Below are 20,401 nucleotides of genomic sequence, written 5' to 3' on the forward strand. Positions count from 1 at the left end.
CGCCACTCCCGCCGTGACGCGGCGCGGGAGAGGGACGGGAGCGGAGGCCGTTGCCGCGCCCGGCCCGCGGGGAGCGACGCACGGCGGGAGGGCCTGTTCCCGCCATCGGGACCGCCATGCCTGCCTCGTCGCGCGGGGCGCCGTCCCTGGTCCGGCACGCCCCTGTGCCGTGGTGGTGGCGCCGGGCTGCGGAAAAGAGTTGAGTCCCGGCACAAAACATCGTACAAGCAGGCATCAAGACTGAAACCGCGTCCCTGCGGATGATTTTTAAGGAGTATCCCCATGCGAATCCGTTTGCTTGTCCTTTCCCTGCTCGTGCTCTGCCTGGCCGTCAGCGGCTGCCAGCAGCCCCAGGAACCTGCCGTCAAAGTGGCGGTGGTCGACATGAACCGTCTGCTGCGCGACAGCGAGCCCGGCAAGGAGGCCAGCCGCTTCCTGGAAGGCATGCAGAAAGAGATCCAGCAGCAGATCGACGACGTGCAGGCCCGCCTGGGCAAGGACCCGGAAAACGAAGCCCTGCAGCGTGAACTGCAGGCCATCTACATGGGTGGCCAGCAGCGGATCAACGCCGAACAGCAGAACGTGGTCAGCCAGCTGCTGGACCTGACCCAGCGTCTGGTCAACAATTACCGCAAGGCCAACGGCCTGAGCGTGGTGCTGGGCTCCGACGTGGCCGTGGCCTATGACCCGGCCCTGGACGTGACCAACGCCCTGCTGGACGAGATGAACAAGCAGAAGGTGAACTTCGTGTCCGTGAGCAATCCCCAGCCCGCCGTCCCGGCCGCCGCCGACGCTCCGGCCGCCGCGCCTGCCGAAGCTCCCGCCGAAGCTAAGGCTCCCGCCCAGGAGGTCCAGCCCGCCGCGCCCGCGGCCAAGGCCGCCGAAAAGCCGGCCGAAGCCCAGCCCGCCGGCAAGGCCGCGCCCGCCGCTGAAAAGCCGGCTGCCGCCAAGGCCCCTGCCGACAGCCAGACCAAGTAAGACCCTTTGACGTCCATTCCAGGAGCCCCGGTATGCGCCGGGGCTCTTTTCGTCCCTTTTGTCCGGCGCGGGCCGCGCGTGCGCGTGGCGGGCCGGATCGAGGAACCCATGAAGGATTTTGAAAAATTCATCGACGGCTTCAGGAACTTCCGCCGCTTCTATTTCGATGCGGAAAACGACTATTACGCTTCCCTGAACAAGGGGCAGCACCCCAAGGCCATCGTCATCGCCTGCAGTGATTCCCGGGCCGATCCGGCCCTGCTCATGGGCTGCGATCCGGGCGACATCTTCGTGGTGCGCAACGTGGCCAACCTCGTGCCCCATGCCGACGACGCTCTGCGCCGGGACGCGGTGCTGGCCGTGCTGGAATACGGCGTGCACCATCTCAAGGTGGAGCACATCATCGTGCTGGGGCATTCCGGCTGCGGCGGCATCCAGGCCCTGCTGCATCCTGAGAGCCTGCACGACGAGAGCTTCGTGGCCAACTGGGTCTCCCTGGCCGCGCCCGCCCTGGAGCGCATGCGCGAGGAAGTGCGCGACGAGAGCCCGGCCGAGCGCCAGCGCCATTGCGAAGAAGCCGCCATCCTGGTCTCCATCGACAACCTGCTCTCCTATCCCTGGATACAGGAACGCGTGGCGGCCCACAGCCTTTCGCTGCATGCCTGGTACTTCGACATGGCCCGGGGCTCCCTGCTGGCCTACTTCCCGGACAGCGAGACCTTCGAGCCCCTGGTGGCCCATTGCCGCCGCTGCGGCGCGCCGGACGAGGCCTGCGACTGCGGCTGCCGCCACCAGGCCCAGGACGCATGACGTTTCGTTTTGAGGGGAAGGGACTCCCTTGCGTTGCTGTCGATGCCCGTAGTTTCCTGCGTCACAACGGGCACGGCCCTGCCGGGCCGCCGTCCGGTCGCGCGTTGCTGTCGATGCCCGCAGTTTCCTGCGTCACAACGGGCACGGCCCTGCCCGCCGTCTTCCCGGTATCGGGAACGGGGCAGGGCACCGCGGCCGTCGTCCGCCTCCCCGGAGCGCAGGCGGCAGGCCCGGATCAGGGGCGGCCCCGTCTCGTGCCCGCCCGCTGGACATCCATCCCGGAGAAGCATAAGCAAGGGCATGATCGAAGCATTTTCCGCCGTTGTCCCCGTGTTCCTGCTCATCGGCCTGGGCGTCTGTCTGGACATCTTCCGCATCCTGCCCGAGAACGCCAGCCGGGCCATGAGCCTCTATGTGCTCAATGTGGCCCTGCCGCTGCTGCTGTTCCAGATCATGGCCACCGCGCCGCTGGAGAGCTTTGCCCATCCGCAGTTCTGGCTGGGGGTCATCGCCGCGCAATTCCTCATCTACGCGATCTGCTATGCGGCCGACCGCATCCTGGCCCGTCACGACAGCGCCGCCGCCACCGTCACGGCTCTGGGCGGCTGTTTCTGCAATGCCGCCTTCGTGGGCATCCCGGTCATCACCAGCGCCCTGCCGGGCGATGCCGAGGCCCTGTTCGTGGCCGGCCTGTTCACCATCACGCCCAACCTGCTGTTCGTGGTGGGGCAGGTGCAGCTGGCCGCGCGGGACCCCTCCCGCAGCATGCCGCAGGGGCGCAAGGCCGTGCTGCTGCATGTGCTGCGTTACTCCCTGCTCTATAACGCCGTGTTCTGGGGCATGCTGGGCGGCGTGCTGGTCTCGGCCCTGGGGCTGGGGCTCTGGGGCCCGCTGGACAGGGCCGCCGCCCTGGTGGGCCATACGGCCGCGCCCTGCATGCTGATCACCCTGGGCCTGACCCTGCGGGAACGGCTGGCCTTCGTCTTCCGCCATGCGGGCGGCCACGCACTGCTGCGCCAGACGGCCCTGCAGCTCTGCAAGCTGGTGGTCCAGCCCCTGGTCTGCTGGGGCATCCTGGCCGCGCTGGGCGTCGAGGGCCTGTGGCTGGCCGTCTCGGTCATCATGTCCGCTTCCGGTTCGGCCCTGGTGGTCCCGGTGCTGGCGGATGTGCATCATGCCGGGCCGGAAGAGGCCACCCTGACGGCCCTGGTCTCCAACGGCCTGAGCCTGTTCTCGCTGAGTTTCTTCATCTGGCTGATGCGGGCCCTGGGGCATATCTGAGCCGTCTGGCGCCGTGCCGCCTGGTGTTGCCCGGCCGGGGCGGCAGCTCAGTTTCCCAGCGCGCCGCAGGGATCCCCGTGCTGGCCCAGATAGAGCAGCTCGTCGGTCATCTCCAGCAGCTCGCCCACGATGCCGCCGCCGGTCATGGGATGGCCGAACAGGGCCTCGCGCTGGTTGGTGAGGCCGCGCCGGTCCACGGCATCGGGCATGGTGGGCGCCAGGGTCTCGCGCAGGCGGCAGGCCAGCAGATAGCCTTCGGCCCCGGGCAGGAAGATGTCCGCGAGGGCCGCGAAGCGGGCCCGCATGCCGTCCCAGGCCGCCAGCGTGGCCGGATCGGGCCGCAGGCTGCAGAGCACGCGCAGCGAAGCGTGCAGATTGTTGCAGACCGCGCCGGGCAGGCTGGTGCGCCAGCCCCAGAGCCAGGACGTGCGCTCGAAAAAAAGATTGTGTTCCACGGCCAGGTCCAGCAGGCCGCGCATGCCGTGCAGCAGGCTGCGCAGGGGCGCGGTATGCGGCGTCCGGGGCCAGTTGAAGGGGGCCGTACCGTGCAGGTCCCAGGCGGGCACCCGCTCCCGCGCCGGGTCGAGCCCGGCCAGGACGCGCAGCAGATGGGCCAGCCAGGCATTGGCGTCCGGGCTGTCCGGGGTCTCCAGATGCGAATAGCTGAGCACATAGCGGCCCCGGCCGTAATTGCCCGCCACCATCAGGGGCTGGCCGTCGAGGAAGTCCGCCGAGACATCGACCCCGTAGAGATCCTGCCAGGCTTCGAAGACCGGGCCCGGGATGCGGCTCAGGGGCAGGTCGGCCAGCCAGAAGTCCGTATCCGGCCGGTGATAGGAGGCCAGGATGCTGACGCGGTCGTCGGCCTCCGGCGCGAAGCGGCCGGGCCACCAGACCGGCAGGGAGGGCGCATGCCCGTCAGCCACGGGCGGACGGCAGTTGGCGCAGTGGCGACAGTCGTCCTCATGGCCGCGGGCGCAGCCGCGCCAGTGCGGCGGCACCAGGGCGCAGGCATCGTCGCCCAGGGCCGGGCGCAGGGGATCGGGCACAGGGGCTGCCGGCCGGGAACTGCCCGGGGAGCTGTCTGGCCGGGAGTCGTGCGGACGGGCCTGCCCGGCGGGCAGGTCGCGCGCCATGCAGGAACGCACGCGCATGCGGGCATGGCCGGAGATGAGATGGTGCAGGCGTTCGGGATAGGGGGCGCGGCTCCAGGGGCAGAGGCCCAGGCCGTCCTGGGCCCGGCGCTGGCTCAGGGCCAGTCCCGCGCCGCCGCAGAAGCCCAGATAGCGGCCGCCCGCGGCCACATAGTCGCGGATGGCCTGCCGTCCCTGTTCGCCCAGGGCCCGGGCCTTGAGCCGGGCGTTGCCGCCGGGGGCCAGCAGCAGCGGGGCCGCATCGCCACCGGGCGCGCCCTGCGGGCATGGCTTGCGAAAAAGCGCGCCATTGGCTATGTCTTGTCCCTTGACCAGCCGACAGGGCAGTCCCAGCGCGCACAGGGCGCGCCAGACCATGAGTCCCCAGATATGGGACGCATCCCAGAGAATACATACAGGGTGGGCGGCATACATAACAGCGTACTATGGCCGCCTTTCATGGAGAAAGCAAGATGGCGGATACCCTCCCCAAGGGCTATGAGCCCCATGACGTGGAAGCGCGCTGGCGCGACCACTGGCAGGACAACAGGACCTTCACGCCCGATCCCGATGCCCAGGGCGAACCCTTTTCCATCGTGATCCCGCCGCCGAACGTCACCGGCGCGCTGCACATCGGGCATGCCCTGAACCAGACCCTCATCGACGTGCTCTGCCGTCATGCCCGCCAGAAGGGCAAGAACGTGCTCTGGGTGCCCGGCACCGACCATGCCGGCATCGCCACCCAGAACGTGGTGGAACGCGCCCTGGCCAGGGAAGGCAAGACCCGTCAGGACCTGGGCCGCGAAGCCTTCATCGAGCGCGTCTGGCAGTGGCGCGAGGACTACGGCCACCGCATCCTCAACCAGATCCGCGCCCTGGGCGCCTCCGTGGACTGGACGCGCCTGCGCTTCACCATGGACGAAGGCCTGTCCGCCGCCGTGCGCAAGGTCTTCGTGCAGCTCTATAACGAAGGCCTGATCTACAAGGGCGACTACATCATCAACTGGTGCTCGCGCTGCCACACGGCCCTGGCCGACGACGAAGTGGAACACGAGGCCCACAAGGGCAAGCTCTGGAAGATCCGCTACCATCTGGCCGACGGCTCCGGCAGCATCACCATCGCCACCACCCGTCCCGAGACCATCCCCGGCGACACCGCCATCTGCGTGCACCCCGAGGATGAGCGCTACAGGCACCTGGTGGGCAGGACGGCCATCGTGCCCGTGCTGGGCCGCGAGATCCCCATCATCGCCGACAGCTATGTGGATCGCGAGTTCGGCACCGGCGCCCTCAAGGTCACGCCCTGCCATGACCACAACGACTGGGCCCTGGGCAAGAAGCACGATCTGGAATTTTTGCAGGTCATCGACGAGGACGGCATCATGAAGGCCGAGTCCGGCCCCTACGCCGGTCTCAGGAAGGACGAGTGCCGCACGAAGATCGTGGCCGACATCGAGGCCGCCGGCGACCTGCTGGCCGTGGAGGATCTGGAGAACTCCGTGGGCCACTGCTACCGCTGCCACACCGTGGTGGAACCGCATGTCTCCACGCAGTGGTTCGTGGCCACCACCAAGCTGGCCCCGGCCGCCCGCAAGGCCGTGCCCGAACTGACCCGCATCCTGCCGGAATCCTGGGCCAAGACCTACTATCACTGGCTGGACAACATCCGCGACTGGTGCATCAGCCGCCAGATCTGGTGGGGCCACCGCATCCCGGCCTGGACCTGCGCCCGCTGCGGCGAGCTCATCGTGGCCGAACACGACCCCAGCGCCTGCCCCAAGTGCGGCTGCACCGATCTGAAGCAGGACGAGGACGTGCTGGACACCTGGTTCTCCTCGGCGCTCTGGCCCTTCTCCACCATGGGCTGGCCCGAAAAGACCAGGGACCTGGCCACCTGGTATCCCACCAGCGTGCTGGTGACCGGTTTCGACATCATCTTCTTCTGGGTGGCCCGCATGATGATGATGGGCCAGCACTTCATGGGCCAGGTGCCCTTCCGTGACGTCTACCTGCACGCCCTGGTGCGCGACGAGACCGGCCGCAAGATGTCCAAGTCCACGGGCAACGTCATCGACCCGCTGGAGATGATCGACAAGTACGGCTGCGACTCCCTGCGCTTCACCCTGACGGCCTTCGCCGCCATGGGCCGCGACATCCGCCTTTCCGAGGCCCGCATCGAAGGCTACCGCCACTTCGTCAACAAGCTCTGGAACGCCGCCCGCTTCGCGCTCATGAACCTGCCCGGGACCGCGCCCGCCCCGGTGGCCCTGGAAAGCGTGGAAGGCCTGCACCACCAGTGGATCCTGCACCGTCTGGAACAGGTCAAGCAGGACATGGACAAGGCGCTGGAAGAATACCGCTTCAACGACGCCGCCCAGCTGGGTTACAAGTTCCTCTGGAACGAGTTTTGCGACTGGTATCTGGAACTCATCAAGCCCGACATGCAGGACGAGGCCCGCAAGCCCGTGGCCCAGTATGTGCTCTGGGTGGTGCTGCGCGAGCTGCTGCTCCTGCTGCACCCCATCATCCCCTTCGTCACGGCCGAGATCTGGAACGCCCTGCCCGTGCCCGCCGGCCGGCAGCCCACGGACATCGCCCTGGAGCTCTATCCCGAGGCCCGTCCCGGCTGCCTGCATGAGGCGGAGGCCGCCCGCATGGAACTGGTGCAGGGCGTCATCGTGGCCGTGCGCACCATCAAGGCCGAACTGAACATCAGCCCCAGCCACAAGGTGGGCCTGATGCTGCATCCCGTGGACGGGGAGCAGGCCGCCCTGCTGGAAGACTGCCGCCAGATGATGACCACCCTGGCCCGCCTGGAAGACCTGCAGATCGGCGCTGGCCTGCACGCGCCCAAGGCCTCGGCTTCTTCCGTGGTGGGCGGTTGCCAGGTCATCGTGCCCCTCAAGGGCGCCGTGGACCTGGCCGGCGAGCTGGCCCGCCTGGACAAGGAAATGGCCAAACTGGAAAAGGACCTGGTGGGCGTGCAGAGCAAGCTGCATAACGAAAGCTTCGTGAGCCGCGCCCCGGCCCAGGTGGTGGAACGCGAGCGCGCCCGCGCCGAACAGCTGCTGGATGCCAAGGCCAAGATGCAGGCCCTGCGCCGGCGTTTCAGCGAAGCCCTCAACGAGGAATAAGGAAACTACCATGAAGATGTCCGCCGTTGCCACGCCCCCCATGCTCTGCGCTCCCGGGCGCGGAGCGACGGGCGTGGTGCCCGGCGCGGTCGTCGCCTCCGGTCTTCGGGACCGGGGACGGGCGGCCGCGCCCCTGTTCTGTCTGCTGTGCGCCCTGGTCCTTTGCCTGTGCGCCGCCCTGCCTGCCCGCGCCCATGTGGTGGACAGGATCGGTCCCCTGCTCAGCAATGACGCCGTGGTGAACAATGTCCGGGACATCGGCCTGCTCAAGAAGGCCGGTTTCATCTACCAGCCCGACCTCACCGTCACCGGCGAGATGTGCCCCGTGGACGGCAGCCGGGACCAGCTGGCCGTACTCAGCGGCATGCTGGCCGCTGACCGCATGTACGCTTTCTATTTCGGGGACGTGGCCGACGCGGCCAAAAAGAACGAGCTGCTGCAGCAGCTGGTGGGCAAGCCCCTGCCCGCCCTGGGCAGCAAGGATCTGGCCCGCATCCGCAAAGCGCCGCACAGCCGGGAAGCGGCCGAGATCCTGGCCCGCTTCCGCCAGCAGGAGCTTTCCCGCCTGCTGGAGGCCGCCCGTCATGACGAGCGGCTGCTGCGCCTGCTGGGCGCGCACCTCTACGGTCTTTATCTGGAGCGCCTCTACATGGCTTCGGTCATGGTGCTGGCCGCTGCCGAGAGCGACACCCTGGAGCCGCTCTATCAGGTGCATACGGGTCTGGCCAGCCGCCACGGCAAGGCACTGGAGATTTTGGGCGGGCAGGGCCTGCTGGGCCTGGAAGACGGCGAGGCCCGCGCGGCCCTGGTGAAGAAGCTGCAGGGCCTGCTGACCGTCAACAAGGGCCAGCCCACCCTGGAGAGCCTGCGCGAGATCGTCTCCCTGGTGCAGGAGGAGCGGGCCTTCTTCCTGACGCCCTGCCCGTTGCCGCAATAGAAGCGTTTTGCGAGGGGGAAGAAGGAAACCTTTTTGGAAAAAGGTTCTCCTTCTCCCCCCTCGCACTCCCCCCGCATCCTTCCAAAAACTTTTATTACGGGCCTGTGTGGTCCTGTGAGCGGCGAGAGCGCCTTCCCCTGAGGGAAAGGCGCTCTCGCCGCGTCTAGCATCAGTCAGGAGGCATCAGTCAGGAGGCATCAGTCAGGGGGGAGCAGGGAGCGTCAGTTCTTGCCGCCGCATGGTGGCGCCAGGCTTTGGCGCGGGGCGTTGCCTGCCGTTTGACGATGCGCTGGCCATGAAAAAGCGCTCCATCCACTGAAGGATGGAGCGCTTTGATCGTCGTCTGCGGGCTGGGCGCGGGAGGAGCCTGCGGGGCCTGCCTCCGGTGCGGGGCGCAGTCTATTTCGTGCCCGTGTCCGTTTCGGCCTTGCTCTCCCAGTCCACCAGGCGGGCCATGCGGGCCAGGCTGTAGTGGCCGGGCTCGGGCTGCTGGCCGATCTCCTGCAGGGTGCCGTTGAGGCGGTAGATGCGCCAGTCCCCGGCGGGCAGGGTGCCGTTTTCCACGGCGTTCCTGAGACCGGCGCGGGCCTCGTCGGGCGAGCAGAACAGGGGGAAGTCCTGCACGGCCGGGTCCAGGACCACCACGGAACCGCCCGCTATATCGATGATATAGTTGCCGGGCGCCACGGTGTAGACGTCCTGGCAGTCGCGGTCAGGCGGCAGGGGGGCCGTGCTGGGGCCGGTGGCGGCACAGCCGCCCAGCAGCAGCGCAGCGAGCAGACAGGGGGCAAGGATGGTGGGCAAACGCTTCATGTGGTTCTCCTGCCGGATGCGACGGCATGCGGATTCGCTCCCGGACGCTCAAAAGCGGGCCGGCGGCGTCATGACTGACTACACACCAAGCCCGCTTTTTTGTCAAAAGGTTCTGTCTGGCAGGGCCGTCTTAAAAAGCCTGGCCCTGACGGCTCATCTGCTGCAGGCGGGCGATGCGTTCTTCCAGCGGCGGATGGGTGCTGAACAGGTTGGCCATGCTGCCGCCGCCGAAACCGAACAGGGGCGAGACGATGAACATCTGTTCCGTGCTGGGATTGCCCTTCTGCATGGGGATCTGCCCGCTGGCCACGCCCAGCTTGTGCAGGGCCCCGGCCAGGGCCAGGGGCTGGCCGCAGATGCGTGCGCCGGTCTCGTCGGCCAGGTATTCGCGCGAGCGCGAGATGGCCATCTGGATGATGCCGGCGGCGATGGGGGCCAGGATGGCCAGCAGGAAGGCGGCGACGGGATTGCTGCCGCCTTCTTCGTCATTGCTGCCGCCGCCGAAGATGGCGGCGAACTGCATGAAGTTGGCGATGCTGACGATGACCGAGGCCATGACCCCGGCGATGGTCTGGATCAGGATGTCGCGGTTGGCGATGTGCCCGATCTCGTGGGCGATGACGCCGCGCAGTTCCTCGGGGCTGAGGATGCGCATGATGCCGTCGGTGACGGCCACCACGCCATGTTCGGGGTCACGGCCGGTGGCGAAGGCATTGGGGGCCTCCTCGGGGATGACGCAGACGCGGGGCTTGGGGATGCCGGCGTTGGCCGCCAGCTCGGCCACCATGCTGTGCAGCATGGGGGCTTCGTCTTCGGACAGTTCGCGGGCCTGGTACATGGACAGGACGATCTTGTCCGAATACCAGTAGGAGCCCACGTTCATGATCATGGCGATCACAAAGGCGATGATGATGCCGGTACGGCCGCCCATGAGGCCGCCAAGGGCGATGATGATGGCGGAAAGCAGGGCGAGCAGCAACAGGGTCTTGATCTGGCTGGTCATGGTTTCTCCTTGATGTGCGAGATGAGGATTCGCCCACTGTAGATAAGCATGCGTCAGCAAAGTGGCAAGGGGGGACGGCGCTTGCGCTTTGCCGGGCATGCCGCCGGAGGACGGCCGCCGCCCGGCATCCGTGCCTGGTCGCCCGCGCGGCGGTGCGGCAGGGGAAGGGCCCGCGCGGCCCCTTGTCTTCTTGCCTCCTTGCGCCCCTGTGTCCTTTGCGCCCCCATGCTCTTTGTCCCTTTGCGCCCCTGCCCCCGCCCTGGTCCTTCACTGCGGGGCGCGGCGCGCCGGGAGGGACGGCACGGCTCCCCCGGCGCACGCCGTCAGGCGGCGCAGCGATCCGCAGGGCTGGAGAGAGCCGCAGGAAGGACAAACACCAAGAGCAGAAGAGACACGACGTTGCCGTGTCTCTTCTGCTCTTTTTGATAGCGGGCATTTGGGGAGGATGGGGGAGCCGGAGGGGGCGACCGAAAGGCGGCCTCTTTGGGGCCCTGCCCGTTGCGACGGAGAAAGCTGCGGGCATCGACAGCAGGGATACGGGCCTCCTCCCCCCTCCACAAAAAGTTCCTGCCCCGCTTACGAGCGGTAATCGGCGTTGAGGCTGACGTATTCGTGGCCGAGGTCGGAGGCGCGCAGATCGTAGCGGCCGTCGCCGAGGCCCATGTGGATCTCCACCGGGATGTCGTCGGCCTTGAGCAGCTCGGCCAGCTCGGCTTCCTTGTCGCCGTTGACGGGCTGGCCGTCGCGGAAGCGCTCGATGCCGCAGAGCACCAAGCGCACGCGGGCGGGGTCCACCCGGGCGCCGCTGCGGCCCACGGCGGCCACGATGCGGCCCCAGTTGGCGTCCTGGCCGTAGATGGCGGTCTTGACCAGCTGGGAGTGGCCCACGGTGCGGGCGATGCGGCAGGCGTCCTCGTCGGAGGCCGCGCCGTCCACGGTGATGTGCATGACCTTGCTGGCGCCTTCGCCGTCCTTGACCAGCATGTAGGAGATCCGGCCCAGGATGTCGGTCAGGCCCTTTTCCAGCAGGGCGGCGTCTTCGCCTTCGGCGCGGATGCCGGAAGCGCCGTTGGCCAGGCCGAGGATGGTGTCGTTGGTGGAGGTGTCGCCGTCCACGCTGACGCGGTTGAAGGTCTTGTCCACGGCGCGGGCGAACATGGCCTGCCAGGTCTCGCGGTCCACGTCGGCGTCGGTGAGCATGACGGCCAGCATGGTGGCCATGTTGGGGCAGATCATGCCCGCGCCCTTGGCCATGCCGGTCAGGCGCACCGTGCCGCCGGACAGGGGCACGGTGATGCTGGCGAACTTGGGGAAGGCGTCGGTGGTCATGAACGCGCGGGTGAAGCCTTCGGCATCACGGCTGCCCAGGCTGTCCACCAGGGCGGGCACGGCCGCGCGCCAGCGGTCCATCTTGAGCTGGTCGCCGATGACGCCGGTGGACAGGGGCATGATCTCGTGCGGGGCCAGACCGGTGAGGGCGGCCACCATGCGTCGGGTCTCGCGGCAGTTGTCCAGGCCTTCGTCGCCGGTACAGGCGTTGGCCTGGCCGGAATTGGCCAGCACGGCGCGGCAGGAGCCGTATTCACGCAGGGTCTGCTGGCAGACCTGCACGGGCGCGGCCTTGAAGGCATTGGTGGTGAACAGGCCCGCCAGCACGGCGGGACGGTCGGAAACAATCAGGCCCAGATCATCGCGGCCGGCTTTTTTGAATCCGGCCGCGGCGGCCCCGGCGCTGAAGCCCAGGGGCAGGTCGTTGCGCGTTGCGTTCATGGTGATGTCCTTTCCGGTCATGGCTGCCGGGAGGAAAACAATGAAAAAAGGGCGGGGATCTTGTCTTGCAAAATCCCCGCCGCCCTGTCAGGCAACCAGCGTGATCCGCCCCCGGAGGGGGCGGATGCCCGGGACGCTAGTTCTTGCTCTTCTGGATCTCGTCGGCGATGGCCTGGGGCACACGCTCGTAGTGATCGAACTGCATGGTGAAGGTGGCGCGGCCCTGGGTACGGGAACGCAGGTCCGTGGCGTAACCGAACATGGAGGCCAGGGGCACCTGGGCACGCACGCTCTGGGCGCCGCCAGCGCGGGCTTCCATGCTCTGCACGCGGCCGCGGCGGCCGTTGAGGTCGCCCATGACGTCGCCGAGGTATTCTTCGGGGGTGACCACTTCCACGTCCATGATGGGTTCCAGCAGGATGGGGGCGGCCTTCTGCATGGCGTCCTTGATGGCCATGGAGCCGGCCACATAGAACGCCTGTTCGGAGGAGTCCACTTCGTGGTAGCTACCGAAGACCAGGTTGACCTTCAGGTCCACGCAGGGGAAGCCGGCCAGCACGCCGGACTTCATGGCATCCTGGATACCCTTGTCGATGGCGGGGATGTATTCCTTGGGGATCACGCCGCCGGTGATGGAGTTGATGAACTCGTAGCCCTTGCCCGGGTTGGGTTCCACCTCGATGACGCAGTGACCGTACTGGCCGCGGCCGCCGGACTGCTTGGCATGCTTCATGTCGGTCTTGGCGGGCTTGGAGATGGTTTCGCGGTAGGCCACCTGGGGCTTGCCCACGTTGGCGTTGACGTTGAATTCGCGGGTCAGGCGGTCAACGATGATCTCCAGGTGCAGCTCGCCCATGCCGGCGATGAGGGTCTGGTTGGTCTCCTCGTCGCCCTTGACGCGGAAGGAGGGGTCTTCCTTGGCCAGCTTGTTGAGGGCGGCGGACAGGGCGTCGCGGTCGGCCTTGGTCTTGGGCTCGATGGCCACTTCGATGACGGGCTCGGGGATGTTCAGGGATTCCAGGATCACCGGGCGCTTTTCATCGCAGAGGGTGTCGCCGGTGGAGGCGTTCTTCAGGCCCACCAGGGCCACGATGTCGCCGGCGCCGGCCCACTTGATGTCTTCACGCTTGTTGGCGTGCATCTTGAGGATGCGGCCGATGCGTTCCTTCTTGCCGGTGTTGGCGTTGTACACGCTGCTGCCGGATTCCAGGCAGCCGGAGTAGATGCGGAAGAAGGACAGGTGACCGATGAAGGGGTCGGAGAACAGCTTGAACACCAGACCGGCCAGAGGTTCCTTGTCGTCGCAGGGGCATTCCACCAGCTCGTCTTCCTTGCCGGGCACATGGCCGGTCATGACGCTGATGTCCACGGGAGAGGGCAGGTAGTCCACCACGGCGTCCAGCAGGGGCTGCACGCCCATGTTGCGGAAGGCGGAACCGCAGAGCACGGGCACGATGTTGCGGGCGATGGTGGCCTTGCGGATGCAGGAGATGATCTCCTCGCGGGTCAGGTCTTCGCCGCCCAGGTACTTTTCCAGCAGGGCTTCGTCTTCCTCGGCCACGGCTTCGATGAGTTCGTGGCGCTTTTCTTCGAACAGGGCCTGCATGTCGGCGGGCACGGCTTCGTCGGTGAACTGGGCGCCCTTGGAGCTCTTGTCGAAGCGGTGGGCCTTGCCTTCGATGAGGTCCACCACGCCTTCAAATTTGTCTTCAGCGCCGATGGGCAGCTGCAGGGGCACGGCCTTGGCGCCCAGGCGTTCGTGGATCATGCCCACGCAGCGGAAGAAGTTGGCGCCGATGCGGTCCATCTTGTTCACGAAGCAGATGCGGGGCACATGGTAACGGTCGGCCTGGCGCCACACGGTCTCGGACTGGGGCTCCACGCCGGCCACGGCGTCGAACACGCAGACGGCACCGTCCAGCACGCGCAGGGAGCGTTCCACTTCGATGGTGAAGTCAACGTGGCCGGGGGTGTCGATGATGTTGATGCGGCAGTCCTTCCAGAAGCAGGTGGTGGCGGCGGAGGTGATGGTGATGCCGCGCTCCTGTTCCTGTTCCATCCAGTCCATGGTGGACTCGCCGTCGTGGGTTTCGCCGATCTTGTGGGAAACGCCGGTGTAGAAAAGGATGCGTTCGGTGGTGGTGGTTTTGCCGGCGTCAATATGGGCCATGATGCCGATATTGCGCTGTTTGTCTACGGGGGTGGTGCGGGACACGGTATCCTCCAGAAAAGGGGCAGTGGGGCGGGGGAAAAGCGCCGCGCCCTTGCGGGCGCGGCAGCAGTCACTCGAAGTCGAGCTTACCAGCGGTAGTGGGCGAAAGCCTTGTTGGCTTCGGCCATACGGTGGGTATCTTCGCGCTTTTTCACCGCGCCGCCGCGACCGTTGTAGGCGTCCAGCAGTTCAGCGGAAAGCTTGGAGGTCATGCCCTTTTCGCCGCGCGAACGGGCATAGTTGATCAGCCAGCGGATGGAAAGGGAGATCTGGCGTTCGGGCCGGACTTCCATGGGCACCTGGTAGGTGGCGCCGCCCACGCGGCGGGCCTTGACTTCCAGATGGGGCTTGACGTTGTCCAGGGCCTTTTCAAAGGCGCGCATGGGTTCTTCGCCGGTCTTTTCGCCCAGGGTCTCCAGCGAGCTGTAGAAAATCTTTTCAGCGGCGCCCTTCTTGCCGTCGTACATGAGACGGTTCACGAACTTGGTGACCAGACGGCTGTTGTACAGCGGATCGGGCAGCACTTCCCTCTTCGGGACAGGACCTTTACGGGGCATGATATTCTCCTTGAGAATCTCTGTGTTTCGGCGTCACCAGCCCCGCAGCGCCCCGGCGCGCCGTGGGCGGGCAGCCTGGGTGCGTTGCATGACGTACGCCGGTTCGAAAAAAAGAAACCTATTTGGGACGCTTGGCGCCGTACTTGGAACGGCTCTTGCGACGGTCGGCCACGCCGGAGGTATCCAGGGTGCCGCGCACGATGTGGTAACGGACACCGGGCAAGTCTTTGACACGACCGCCGCGGATGAGCACCACGGAGTGTTCCTGCAGGTTGTGGCCTTCGCCGGGGATGTAGGCCGTCACTTCGATGCCGTTGGTCAGGCGCACGCGGGCGACCTTACGCAGAGCGGAGTTGGGCTTCTTGGGGGTGGTGGTGTACACGCGGGTGCACACGCCGCGGCGCTGGGGGCAAGCCTGCAGGGCCGGGGTCTTCTTGCGTTTCACCACCGCAGTCCGCTCGATGCGGATGAGCTGGTTGATCGTAGGCATAGTTTCCTCCAAAGTTTCACTGCCTGTCCGGGGGGACAGGCAGCGCATGAATGCCGTAGAGCGGCAACACATACAATGCGCGGGCGCGCTTGTCAAGCCCCGGCCGCAACTTTGGGCGGGCGCGGTACGGCGGGCCCGTGGCGGGCGGGCGCTCCGGGAGCCTGCGGGACCGGGCCGCTCCCTCCGGCCCGCTGTTGTCCCGTCCTCTCCCGCTCCGGGGCGCACGGGCGGGCGGTGTCCCGGGGGCGGCACGGGCCTGTCTTCCCCGGCCCGCACGGTGGCCGCGGCTGATGCGCGGCGTCCTGCGGCCCGTGTGGCGGCAGGGATGCAGCCGCTCTTGAACAGGGCCGTGTCTTTGCGGCGTCCTGCGGTCCGTGTGGCGATGGGGCCGGTATCGCGCGGAGGCCCGTACGCAGGAGCGCGGGCCAGGGAAGGCCGCAGCGCCCTGCCTGCACGGCAGCCGTGCCCGGCACCGCCGGCAAGGGCCATGATGCGCCATGCGGGGCCGGACGTGGTCTATTTAAGGATGCGACAGCGCCCGCAGGAGCGCGGGTAGGACGGGGGCGGACAGAGAAGGGGAGGGCCCGTCCCTCCTCCGCGTGTACGGCCGCCGTCCATGTGCAAAAAAACAGGCCCCGCCGGATGCGGCGGAGCCTGTCGTTTTTCAGGCAGGGGAGCGCGGCGGGGCCGGGCTACAGCTTTTTGACTTCCACATACCAGGCCGCGGCCTGCTCCAGCAGATGGCTGCTGCGGCCGGCCAGCATCTGGGCGTCGCGCAGGTAGCCTTCCTGCAGCATGCAGGCGTCAAAGAGGTTCTCCACCATGCCGGCCAGGGTCTTGTCCTGGGGATCGGCCTTGAACATCTTGAGCAGGCTGCGCAGCAGCACATGGTCGCGGTTGACTTCCAGCACCTTGACGGGCAGGGAGTCGTCCTTCTGCATGGCGCGCATGAGTTTTTCCATGGACGAGGTCACGCCGTCGGGCGAGACCAGCACGGCCGGGCTGCCGGCCAGACGGTGGGAGACGCGCACCTCGGTCACGCGCTCGCCCAGGATCTCCTTGATGCGTTCCAGCAGCCTGTCGAAGCTGGCGTTGTCGTCATCGGAGAGGGGAGCGGCGGCGGGCTTTTCGCTGTCGGCCTTGTCGGCGAAGGCGTCCAGGGCGTCGTCGGCCGCGTTCTCGATGGCCTTGAAGTCCCAGTCCTTGTATTTGCCCATGCCTTCCATGACGAATTCGTCCACGGGCTCGTAGAGGAAGAGCACTTCGATGCCCTTGCGGGTGAAGCGTTCCAGATGCGGGCTCAGGCGGGCGGCTTCGCGGTTGGGCGCGGAGACGTACCAGAAGGTCTTTTGGCCTTCGGGCGCGCGGGCCATGTATTCGTCCAGGCTGCACAGGGCCTCGCCGTCGTCCAGGGCCGAGGTGTTGAAGCGCAGCAGGCCGGCGATGCGTTCGCGGTTGGCGAAGTCCTGGTAGGAGAGCTTGAAGATGCGGCCGTGCAGGCGCCAGAAGGCGGCGTATTTGTCCGCGTCACTGGCGGCCAGCTTTTCCAGATGGCCCAGGGTCTGCTTGATGATGGTCTGGTTGATCTTGCGCAGGACCACGTTCTCCTGCAGGGTCTCGCGGGAGATGTTGAGCGGCAGGTCCTCGGTGTCCACCACGCCCTTGAGGAAGGCCAGCCAGTCGGGGATCAGCTCCTTGTTGCGGTGCTGGATGAGCACGCGGCTGGCGTAGAGGTCCAGGCCCCAGAAATCGCGGTCCAGGCCGAAGAGGTCCTGGCGCACGTCGGGGATGTAGAGCAGGGCGTTGAACTGTACGGGCGCGTCCACGGAGATGTGCAGCACGTCCAGCGGGGCCTTGGGGTCGTAGGTCAGGGCCTGGTAGAAGGCGTCGTACTGCTCCCGGGTCACGGAAGACTTGGGCTCGCGCCACAGGGCGGGCTGGGTGTTGACCTGCTCGCCGTCCACCAGCACGGGGAAGGGCACGAAGGCCGAATGCTTGCGGATGACGGATTCCACGCGGAATTTTTCCAGGAATTCCGCGGCGTCCTCCTTGAGATGGGCCACGATGCGCGTGCCGCGCTGCGGGGCGTCGTCGCCGGCCGGGGCCACGCTGTAGGTGCCCAGGCCGTCGCTGGTCCAGGTGGCGGCGCCGTCGTCGTCGCCAAAGGCCGGACGCGAGGTCACGTCCACCCTGTCGGCCACCATGAAGACCGAATAGAAGCCCACGCCGAAGCGGCCGATGATGTTGGCGGCATCGGCCTTTTCACCGTCGGCCCTGGTTTCCTCGGCGGCCAGCTGGGCGCGGAAGGCCTCGGTGCCGGACTTGGCGATGGTGCCCAGGTTCTCGGCCAGCTCGGCGGCGGTCATGCCCATGCCGGTATCGCTGACGGTGAGGGTCCTGGCGTCCTTGTCCAGCGTGATGCGGATCTCCAGGGGCAGGTCGTCATGGCGCGGGCTTTCGCCCCGGTTGCTGCGGAAGCGCAGCTTGTCCAGGGCGTCGGAAGCGTTGGAGATGAGTTCGCGGAGGAAGATCTCGCGATTGGTGTAGAGGGAATTGGTGAGTATGCTCAGAACCTTGCGCACTTCGGCGCGAAATTCACAGGATTGGGCCGCGGTTTCCGGCATGATGAACAACCTCCATGGATTCTTGCTGGGGAATAAGTAATCTTTCCCAATCAGCCGTCAAGGCCTTGCGGGCCGCAAACTTGGGCTTGCTTTTCGCTAAGGATAACGCTATGCAGGACGCGCCATAAGGAGGACGATCATGGATGATGTCATTCTGCTTTCACGGCTGCAATTCGCCGTGGCTGTTTTCTTCCACTTCATCTTCGTGCCGCTGACGCTGGGCCTGTCCCTGCTCATCGCCCTGATGGAGACCCGCTATGTGCGCACCGGCGACGAGGTCTGGCGCAAGCATGCCAAGTTCTGGGGCAAACTTTTCATCATCAACTTCACCCTGGGCGTGGTGACCGGCATCACCCTGGAATTCCAGTTCGGCACCAACTGGTCCCGTTATTCCGAATATGTGGGCGACATCTTCGGCGCCCTGCTGGCCATCGAAGCCACGGTGGCCTTCTTCCTGGAATCCACCTTCCTGGCGGTCTGGCACTTCGGCTGGCACCGCGTAGGTAAGAAGACCCATTTGCTGGCCATCTGGCTGGTGGTGCTGGCCGGCAACCTGTCCGCCCTGTGGATCATCCTGGCCAACGGCTTCATGCAGAACCCGCTGGGCTATGTGATCCAGAACGGCCGCGCCGAGCTGGCCGACTTCATGGCCGTGGTCACCAACCCCTACGCCTGGGGCATGTACGCCCACACCCTGCTCTCGGCCTGGACGCTGTCCTGTTTCTTCGTGCTGGGCGTTTCCTCCTGGCATTTGCTGCGCAAGAGCAATGTGGAGTTCTTCCGCCGTTCCTTCCGCATGACCGCGCCCATCTGCCTGGTGCTGACCCTGGCCCTGGCCCTGAGCGGCGACATCCAGGGCAAGACCGTGGCCGCCCTGCAGCCCGCCAAGCTGGCCGCCATGGAATCCCACTGGGAGACCACCAGGAACGCTCCCTTCTATCTGGCCGTGGTGCCGGACGAAGCCAACGAGACCAACTCCGTGGAAGCCATCGGCATCCCCGGCCTGCTGAGCTGGATCTCCTACGGCGATGCCGATGCCGAAGTGAAGGGCCTCAAGGACTTCGCCAAGGAAGACCGCCCGCCGGTCACGCCCGTGTTCTGGGGCTTCCGCGCCATGATCTTCTTCGGCGTGATCTTCCTGGCCCTGGCTGCCTGGGCCACCTGGCAGCGTAACCGCGACGAGGTCGATCCCAGGCTCATGCGCGCCCTGGTCTGGTGCATCCCGCTGCCCTACATCAGCATCGCCATGGGCTGGCTGGTGGCGGAAATGGGCCGCCAGCCCTGGATCGTCTACGGCCTGATGCGCACCAGCGACGCCGTGTCGCCCGTGCCCGCCGGGCATGTGTCCACGTCGCTGCTGGCCTTCATCATCGTTTACGGCGTACTGGGCCTCCTGGATATCTTCCTGCTGCGCAAGTACGCCATCATGGGCCCGCAGGGGCAGGAGGACTAAGTCATGCTGGAAACCTTGCAAGTCATCTGGTTCATCCTTTGGGCCCTGCTCTGGGCCGTGTACTTCGTCCTGGACGGCTTCGACCTGGGCCTGGGCAGCCTGCTGCCCTTCATCGGCAGCAATGAGGAAGAACGCCGCATCATGTACAACGCGGCCGGTCCCTTCTGGGACGGCAACGAAGTCTGGCTGATCTCCGCCGGCGGCGTGACCTTCGCGGCCTTCCCCAAGGTCTATGCCGTGATGTTCAGCGCGCTCTACGCGCCCCTGCTGATCCTGCTCTTCGCCCTGATCTTCCGCGCCGTGTCTTTCGAGTTCCGCGGCAAGGTGGAAAGCGGCGTCTGGCGCGGCTTCTGGGACCTGATCCACTTCCTGTCCAACCTGGTGCCCGCCGTGCTGCTGGGCGTGACCTTCGCCAACCTGTTCATGGGCATCCCCATCGACGGCGAGGGCGTGTTCCACGGCAGCCTCATGGGCCTGGTCAACGGTTACGGCGTGGCCGGGGCCATCTTCTTCCTGGTCATGTTCATGCTGCACGGCTCCCTGTGGCTGGCCATCAAGAGCCAGGGCGAACTGCAGACCCGCGCCGTGGCCAGCGCCACCATGCTCTGGCCCGTGATGCTCATCCTGCTGCTGGCCTTCCTGGTGCTGACCTTCTTCAACACCGACCTGTTCAGCAATTACTGGAGCAATCCGCTGCTGCTCCTGCTGCCCGTGCTGGCCCTGGCCGGTCTGGTGGGCGTGCGCTGCATGCTGCAGCGCGGCCAGCTGTGGAAGGCCTGGATGTGCAGCGCCGTGTACATCGTCGGCGTGACCTTCTTCGGCGTCATGGGCATGTTCCCGCGCATGCTCATCTCGTCCATCGATCCCAACGCCACCCTGACGGCCTTCAACGCCTCCTCCACCGAGCTGACCCTCAAGATCATGCTGGTAGTGGCCCTGGTCATGGTGCCCATCGTGCTGCTGTACCAGTTCTGGGTCTACCGCCTGTTCTCGCACAGCCTGAGCGCCGAGGACCTGCACGACGACCACGCCTACTAGCGGCGACGGTCCTCCGTCTTCCAGGCCCGGCAGACAGGCAGACGCCCTGTCCGCCGGGCCTTTTTCATGCTCCGTGCCGGGTCGCGCCGGGCAGACGGCAGACTGCGTGCAGCCGGGGAGGTCATCCGCCGCTCTCGCAGCGGGAAGGCGGCCCGCGCCGCGGCGGCG

Annotated in this window: 15 protein-coding genes; 7 read left to right on the forward strand and 8 right to left on the reverse strand. The window is 66.7% G+C overall.

All coding sequences use genetic code 11. From position 1 onward, the window contains the following. Positions 1-282: 282 nt before the first annotated feature. From Q1X76_RS05595 to Q1X76_RS05605, 3 genes are all read left to right on the forward strand, one after another. Entirely contained in the window at positions 283-978 is a 696-nt protein-coding gene (locus Q1X76_RS05595) for an OmpH family outer membrane protein (protein ID WP_300718590.1), read from the forward strand. A 108-nt stretch (positions 979-1,086) separates the two neighbouring features. After that, the gene (locus Q1X76_RS05600; RefSeq protein WP_300718592.1) at positions 1,087-1,788 is read left to right on the forward strand and encodes a carbonic anhydrase; all 702 of its coding nucleotides are present in this window, start codon (positions 1,087-1,089) and stop codon (positions 1,786-1,788) included. A 300-nt stretch (positions 1,789-2,088) separates the two neighbouring features. Beyond that, positions 2,089-3,069, forward strand: a complete 981-nt coding sequence (locus tag Q1X76_RS05605; protein ID WP_300718593.1) for an AEC family transporter — start codon at positions 2,089-2,091, stop codon at positions 3,067-3,069. 47 nt (positions 3,070-3,116) lie between these two features. Here the strand turns inward: Q1X76_RS05605 and Q1X76_RS05610 are convergent, their stop codons facing one another. Next, a complete protein-coding gene (locus Q1X76_RS05610) occupies positions 3,117-4,580 on the reverse strand; it encodes a BPL-N domain-containing protein (protein WP_300718594.1) in 1,464 nt (487 codons plus the stop codon). A gap of 95 nt (positions 4,581-4,675) precedes the next feature. On the opposite strand from Q1X76_RS05610, the gene Q1X76_RS05615 reads away from it, so the two are divergent. Both Q1X76_RS05615 and Q1X76_RS05620 read left to right on the forward strand, forming a co-directional pair. Then, the gene (locus tag Q1X76_RS05615; RefSeq protein WP_300718596.1) at positions 4,676-7,336 is read left to right on the forward strand and encodes a valine--tRNA ligase; all 2,661 of its coding nucleotides are present in this window, start codon (positions 4,676-4,678) and stop codon (positions 7,334-7,336) included. Positions 7,337-7,346: 10 nt separating this feature from the next. Beyond that, positions 7,347-8,273 (forward strand): hypothetical protein, encoded by a 927-nt coding sequence (locus Q1X76_RS05620; RefSeq protein WP_300718598.1) that lies wholly within the window; start codon positions 7,347-7,349, stop codon positions 8,271-8,273. Positions 8,274-8,672: 399 nt separating this feature from the next. Here the strand turns inward: Q1X76_RS05620 and Q1X76_RS05625 are convergent, their stop codons facing one another. The 7 genes from Q1X76_RS05625 to htpG all read right to left on the reverse strand — a co-directional run bounded on the left by Q1X76_RS05625 (position 8,673) and on the right by htpG (position 17,742). Continuing rightward, positions 8,673-9,086 (reverse strand): DVU_2496 family lipoprotein, encoded by a 414-nt coding sequence (locus tag Q1X76_RS05625; RefSeq protein ID WP_300718600.1) that lies wholly within the window; start codon positions 9,084-9,086, stop codon positions 8,673-8,675. Between the two features lie 130 nt (positions 9,087-9,216). Further along, positions 9,217-10,089: a zinc metalloprotease HtpX gene (locus tag Q1X76_RS05630; RefSeq protein ID WP_300718602.1), complete on the reverse strand. Its 873-nt coding sequence runs from the start codon at positions 10,087-10,089 to the stop codon at positions 9,217-9,219. Positions 10,090-10,665: 576 nt separating this feature from the next. Beyond that, positions 10,666-11,859 (reverse strand): bifunctional glutamate N-acetyltransferase/amino-acid acetyltransferase ArgJ, encoded by a 1,194-nt coding sequence (gene argJ / locus Q1X76_RS05635; protein WP_300718604.1) that lies wholly within the window; start codon positions 11,857-11,859, stop codon positions 10,666-10,668. 136 nt (positions 11,860-11,995) lie between these two features. Next, entirely contained in the window at positions 11,996-14,074 is a 2,079-nt protein-coding gene (gene fusA, locus Q1X76_RS05640) for an elongation factor G (protein WP_300718605.1), read from the reverse strand. Positions 14,075-14,157: 83 nt separating this feature from the next. Then, the gene (rpsG, locus tag Q1X76_RS05645) at positions 14,158-14,628 is read right to left on the reverse strand and encodes a 30S ribosomal protein S7 (protein ID WP_006007647.1); all 471 of its coding nucleotides are present in this window, start codon (positions 14,626-14,628) and stop codon (positions 14,158-14,160) included. Between the two features lie 118 nt (positions 14,629-14,746). Further along, the gene (gene rpsL / locus Q1X76_RS05650) at positions 14,747-15,118 is read right to left on the reverse strand and encodes a 30S ribosomal protein S12 (protein ID WP_006007654.1); all 372 of its coding nucleotides are present in this window, start codon (positions 15,116-15,118) and stop codon (positions 14,747-14,749) included. A 692-nt stretch (positions 15,119-15,810) separates the two neighbouring features. Next, positions 15,811-17,742, reverse strand: coding sequence for a molecular chaperone HtpG (gene htpG / locus Q1X76_RS05655; protein WP_300718606.1), 1,932 nt, complete (start codon positions 17,740-17,742; stop codon positions 15,811-15,813). A gap of 139 nt (positions 17,743-17,881) precedes the next feature. On the opposite strand from htpG, the gene Q1X76_RS05660 reads away from it, so the two are divergent. Both Q1X76_RS05660 and cydB read left to right on the forward strand, forming a co-directional pair. Continuing rightward, entirely contained in the window at positions 17,882-19,195 is a 1,314-nt protein-coding gene (locus Q1X76_RS05660) for a cytochrome ubiquinol oxidase subunit I (RefSeq protein ID WP_300718609.1), read from the forward strand. 3 nt (positions 19,196-19,198) lie between these two features. After that, a complete protein-coding gene (gene cydB, locus Q1X76_RS05665) occupies positions 19,199-20,233 on the forward strand; it encodes a cytochrome d ubiquinol oxidase subunit II (protein ID WP_300718610.1) in 1,035 nt (344 codons plus the stop codon). Positions 20,234-20,401: the final 168 nt, after the last annotated feature.

The sequence above is a fragment of the uncultured Desulfovibrio sp. genome (assembly GCF_949282365.1).
Classification (GTDB): domain Bacteria; phylum Desulfobacterota; class Desulfovibrionia; order Desulfovibrionales; family Desulfovibrionaceae; genus Desulfovibrio.

What these genes read in the sequence shown, in the direction of transcription:
- htpG (WP_300718606.1), bottom strand. Translation starts at nt 17,742, where the DNA reads ATGCCGGAAACCGCGGCCCAATCCTGTGAATTTCGCGCCGAAGTGCGC.
- argJ (WP_300718604.1), bottom strand. Translation starts at nt 11,859, where the DNA reads ATGAACGCAACGCGCAACGACCTGCCCCTGGGCTTCAGCGCCGGGGCC.
- cydB (WP_300718610.1), top strand. Translation starts at nt 19,199, where the DNA reads ATGCTGGAAACCTTGCAAGTCATCTGGTTCATCCTTTGGGCCCTGCTC.
- Q1X76_RS05595 (WP_300718590.1), top strand. Translation starts at nt 283, where the DNA reads ATGCGAATCCGTTTGCTTGTCCTTTCCCTGCTCGTGCTCTGCCTGGCC.
- Q1X76_RS05600 (WP_300718592.1), top strand. Translation starts at nt 1,087, where the DNA reads ATGAAGGATTTTGAAAAATTCATCGACGGCTTCAGGAACTTCCGCCGC.
- Q1X76_RS05605 (WP_300718593.1), top strand. Translation starts at nt 2,089, where the DNA reads ATGATCGAAGCATTTTCCGCCGTTGTCCCCGTGTTCCTGCTCATCGGC.
- Q1X76_RS05660 (WP_300718609.1), top strand. Translation starts at nt 17,882, where the DNA reads ATGGATGATGTCATTCTGCTTTCACGGCTGCAATTCGCCGTGGCTGTT.
- Q1X76_RS05620 (WP_300718598.1), top strand. Translation starts at nt 7,347, where the DNA reads ATGAAGATGTCCGCCGTTGCCACGCCCCCCATGCTCTGCGCTCCCGGG.
- Q1X76_RS05610 (WP_300718594.1), bottom strand. Translation starts at nt 4,580, where the DNA reads ATGGTCTGGCGCGCCCTGTGCGCGCTGGGACTGCCCTGTCGGCTGGTC.
- rpsL (WP_006007654.1), bottom strand. Translation starts at nt 15,118, where the DNA reads ATGCCTACGATCAACCAGCTCATCCGCATCGAGCGGACTGCGGTGGTG.
- Q1X76_RS05615 (WP_300718596.1), top strand. Translation starts at nt 4,676, where the DNA reads ATGGCGGATACCCTCCCCAAGGGCTATGAGCCCCATGACGTGGAAGCG.
- rpsG (WP_006007647.1), bottom strand. Translation starts at nt 14,628, where the DNA reads ATGCCCCGTAAAGGTCCTGTCCCGAAGAGGGAAGTGCTGCCCGATCCG.
- Q1X76_RS05625 (WP_300718600.1), bottom strand. Translation starts at nt 9,086, where the DNA reads ATGAAGCGTTTGCCCACCATCCTTGCCCCCTGTCTGCTCGCTGCGCTG.
- Q1X76_RS05630 (WP_300718602.1), bottom strand. Translation starts at nt 10,089, where the DNA reads ATGACCAGCCAGATCAAGACCCTGTTGCTGCTCGCCCTGCTTTCCGCC.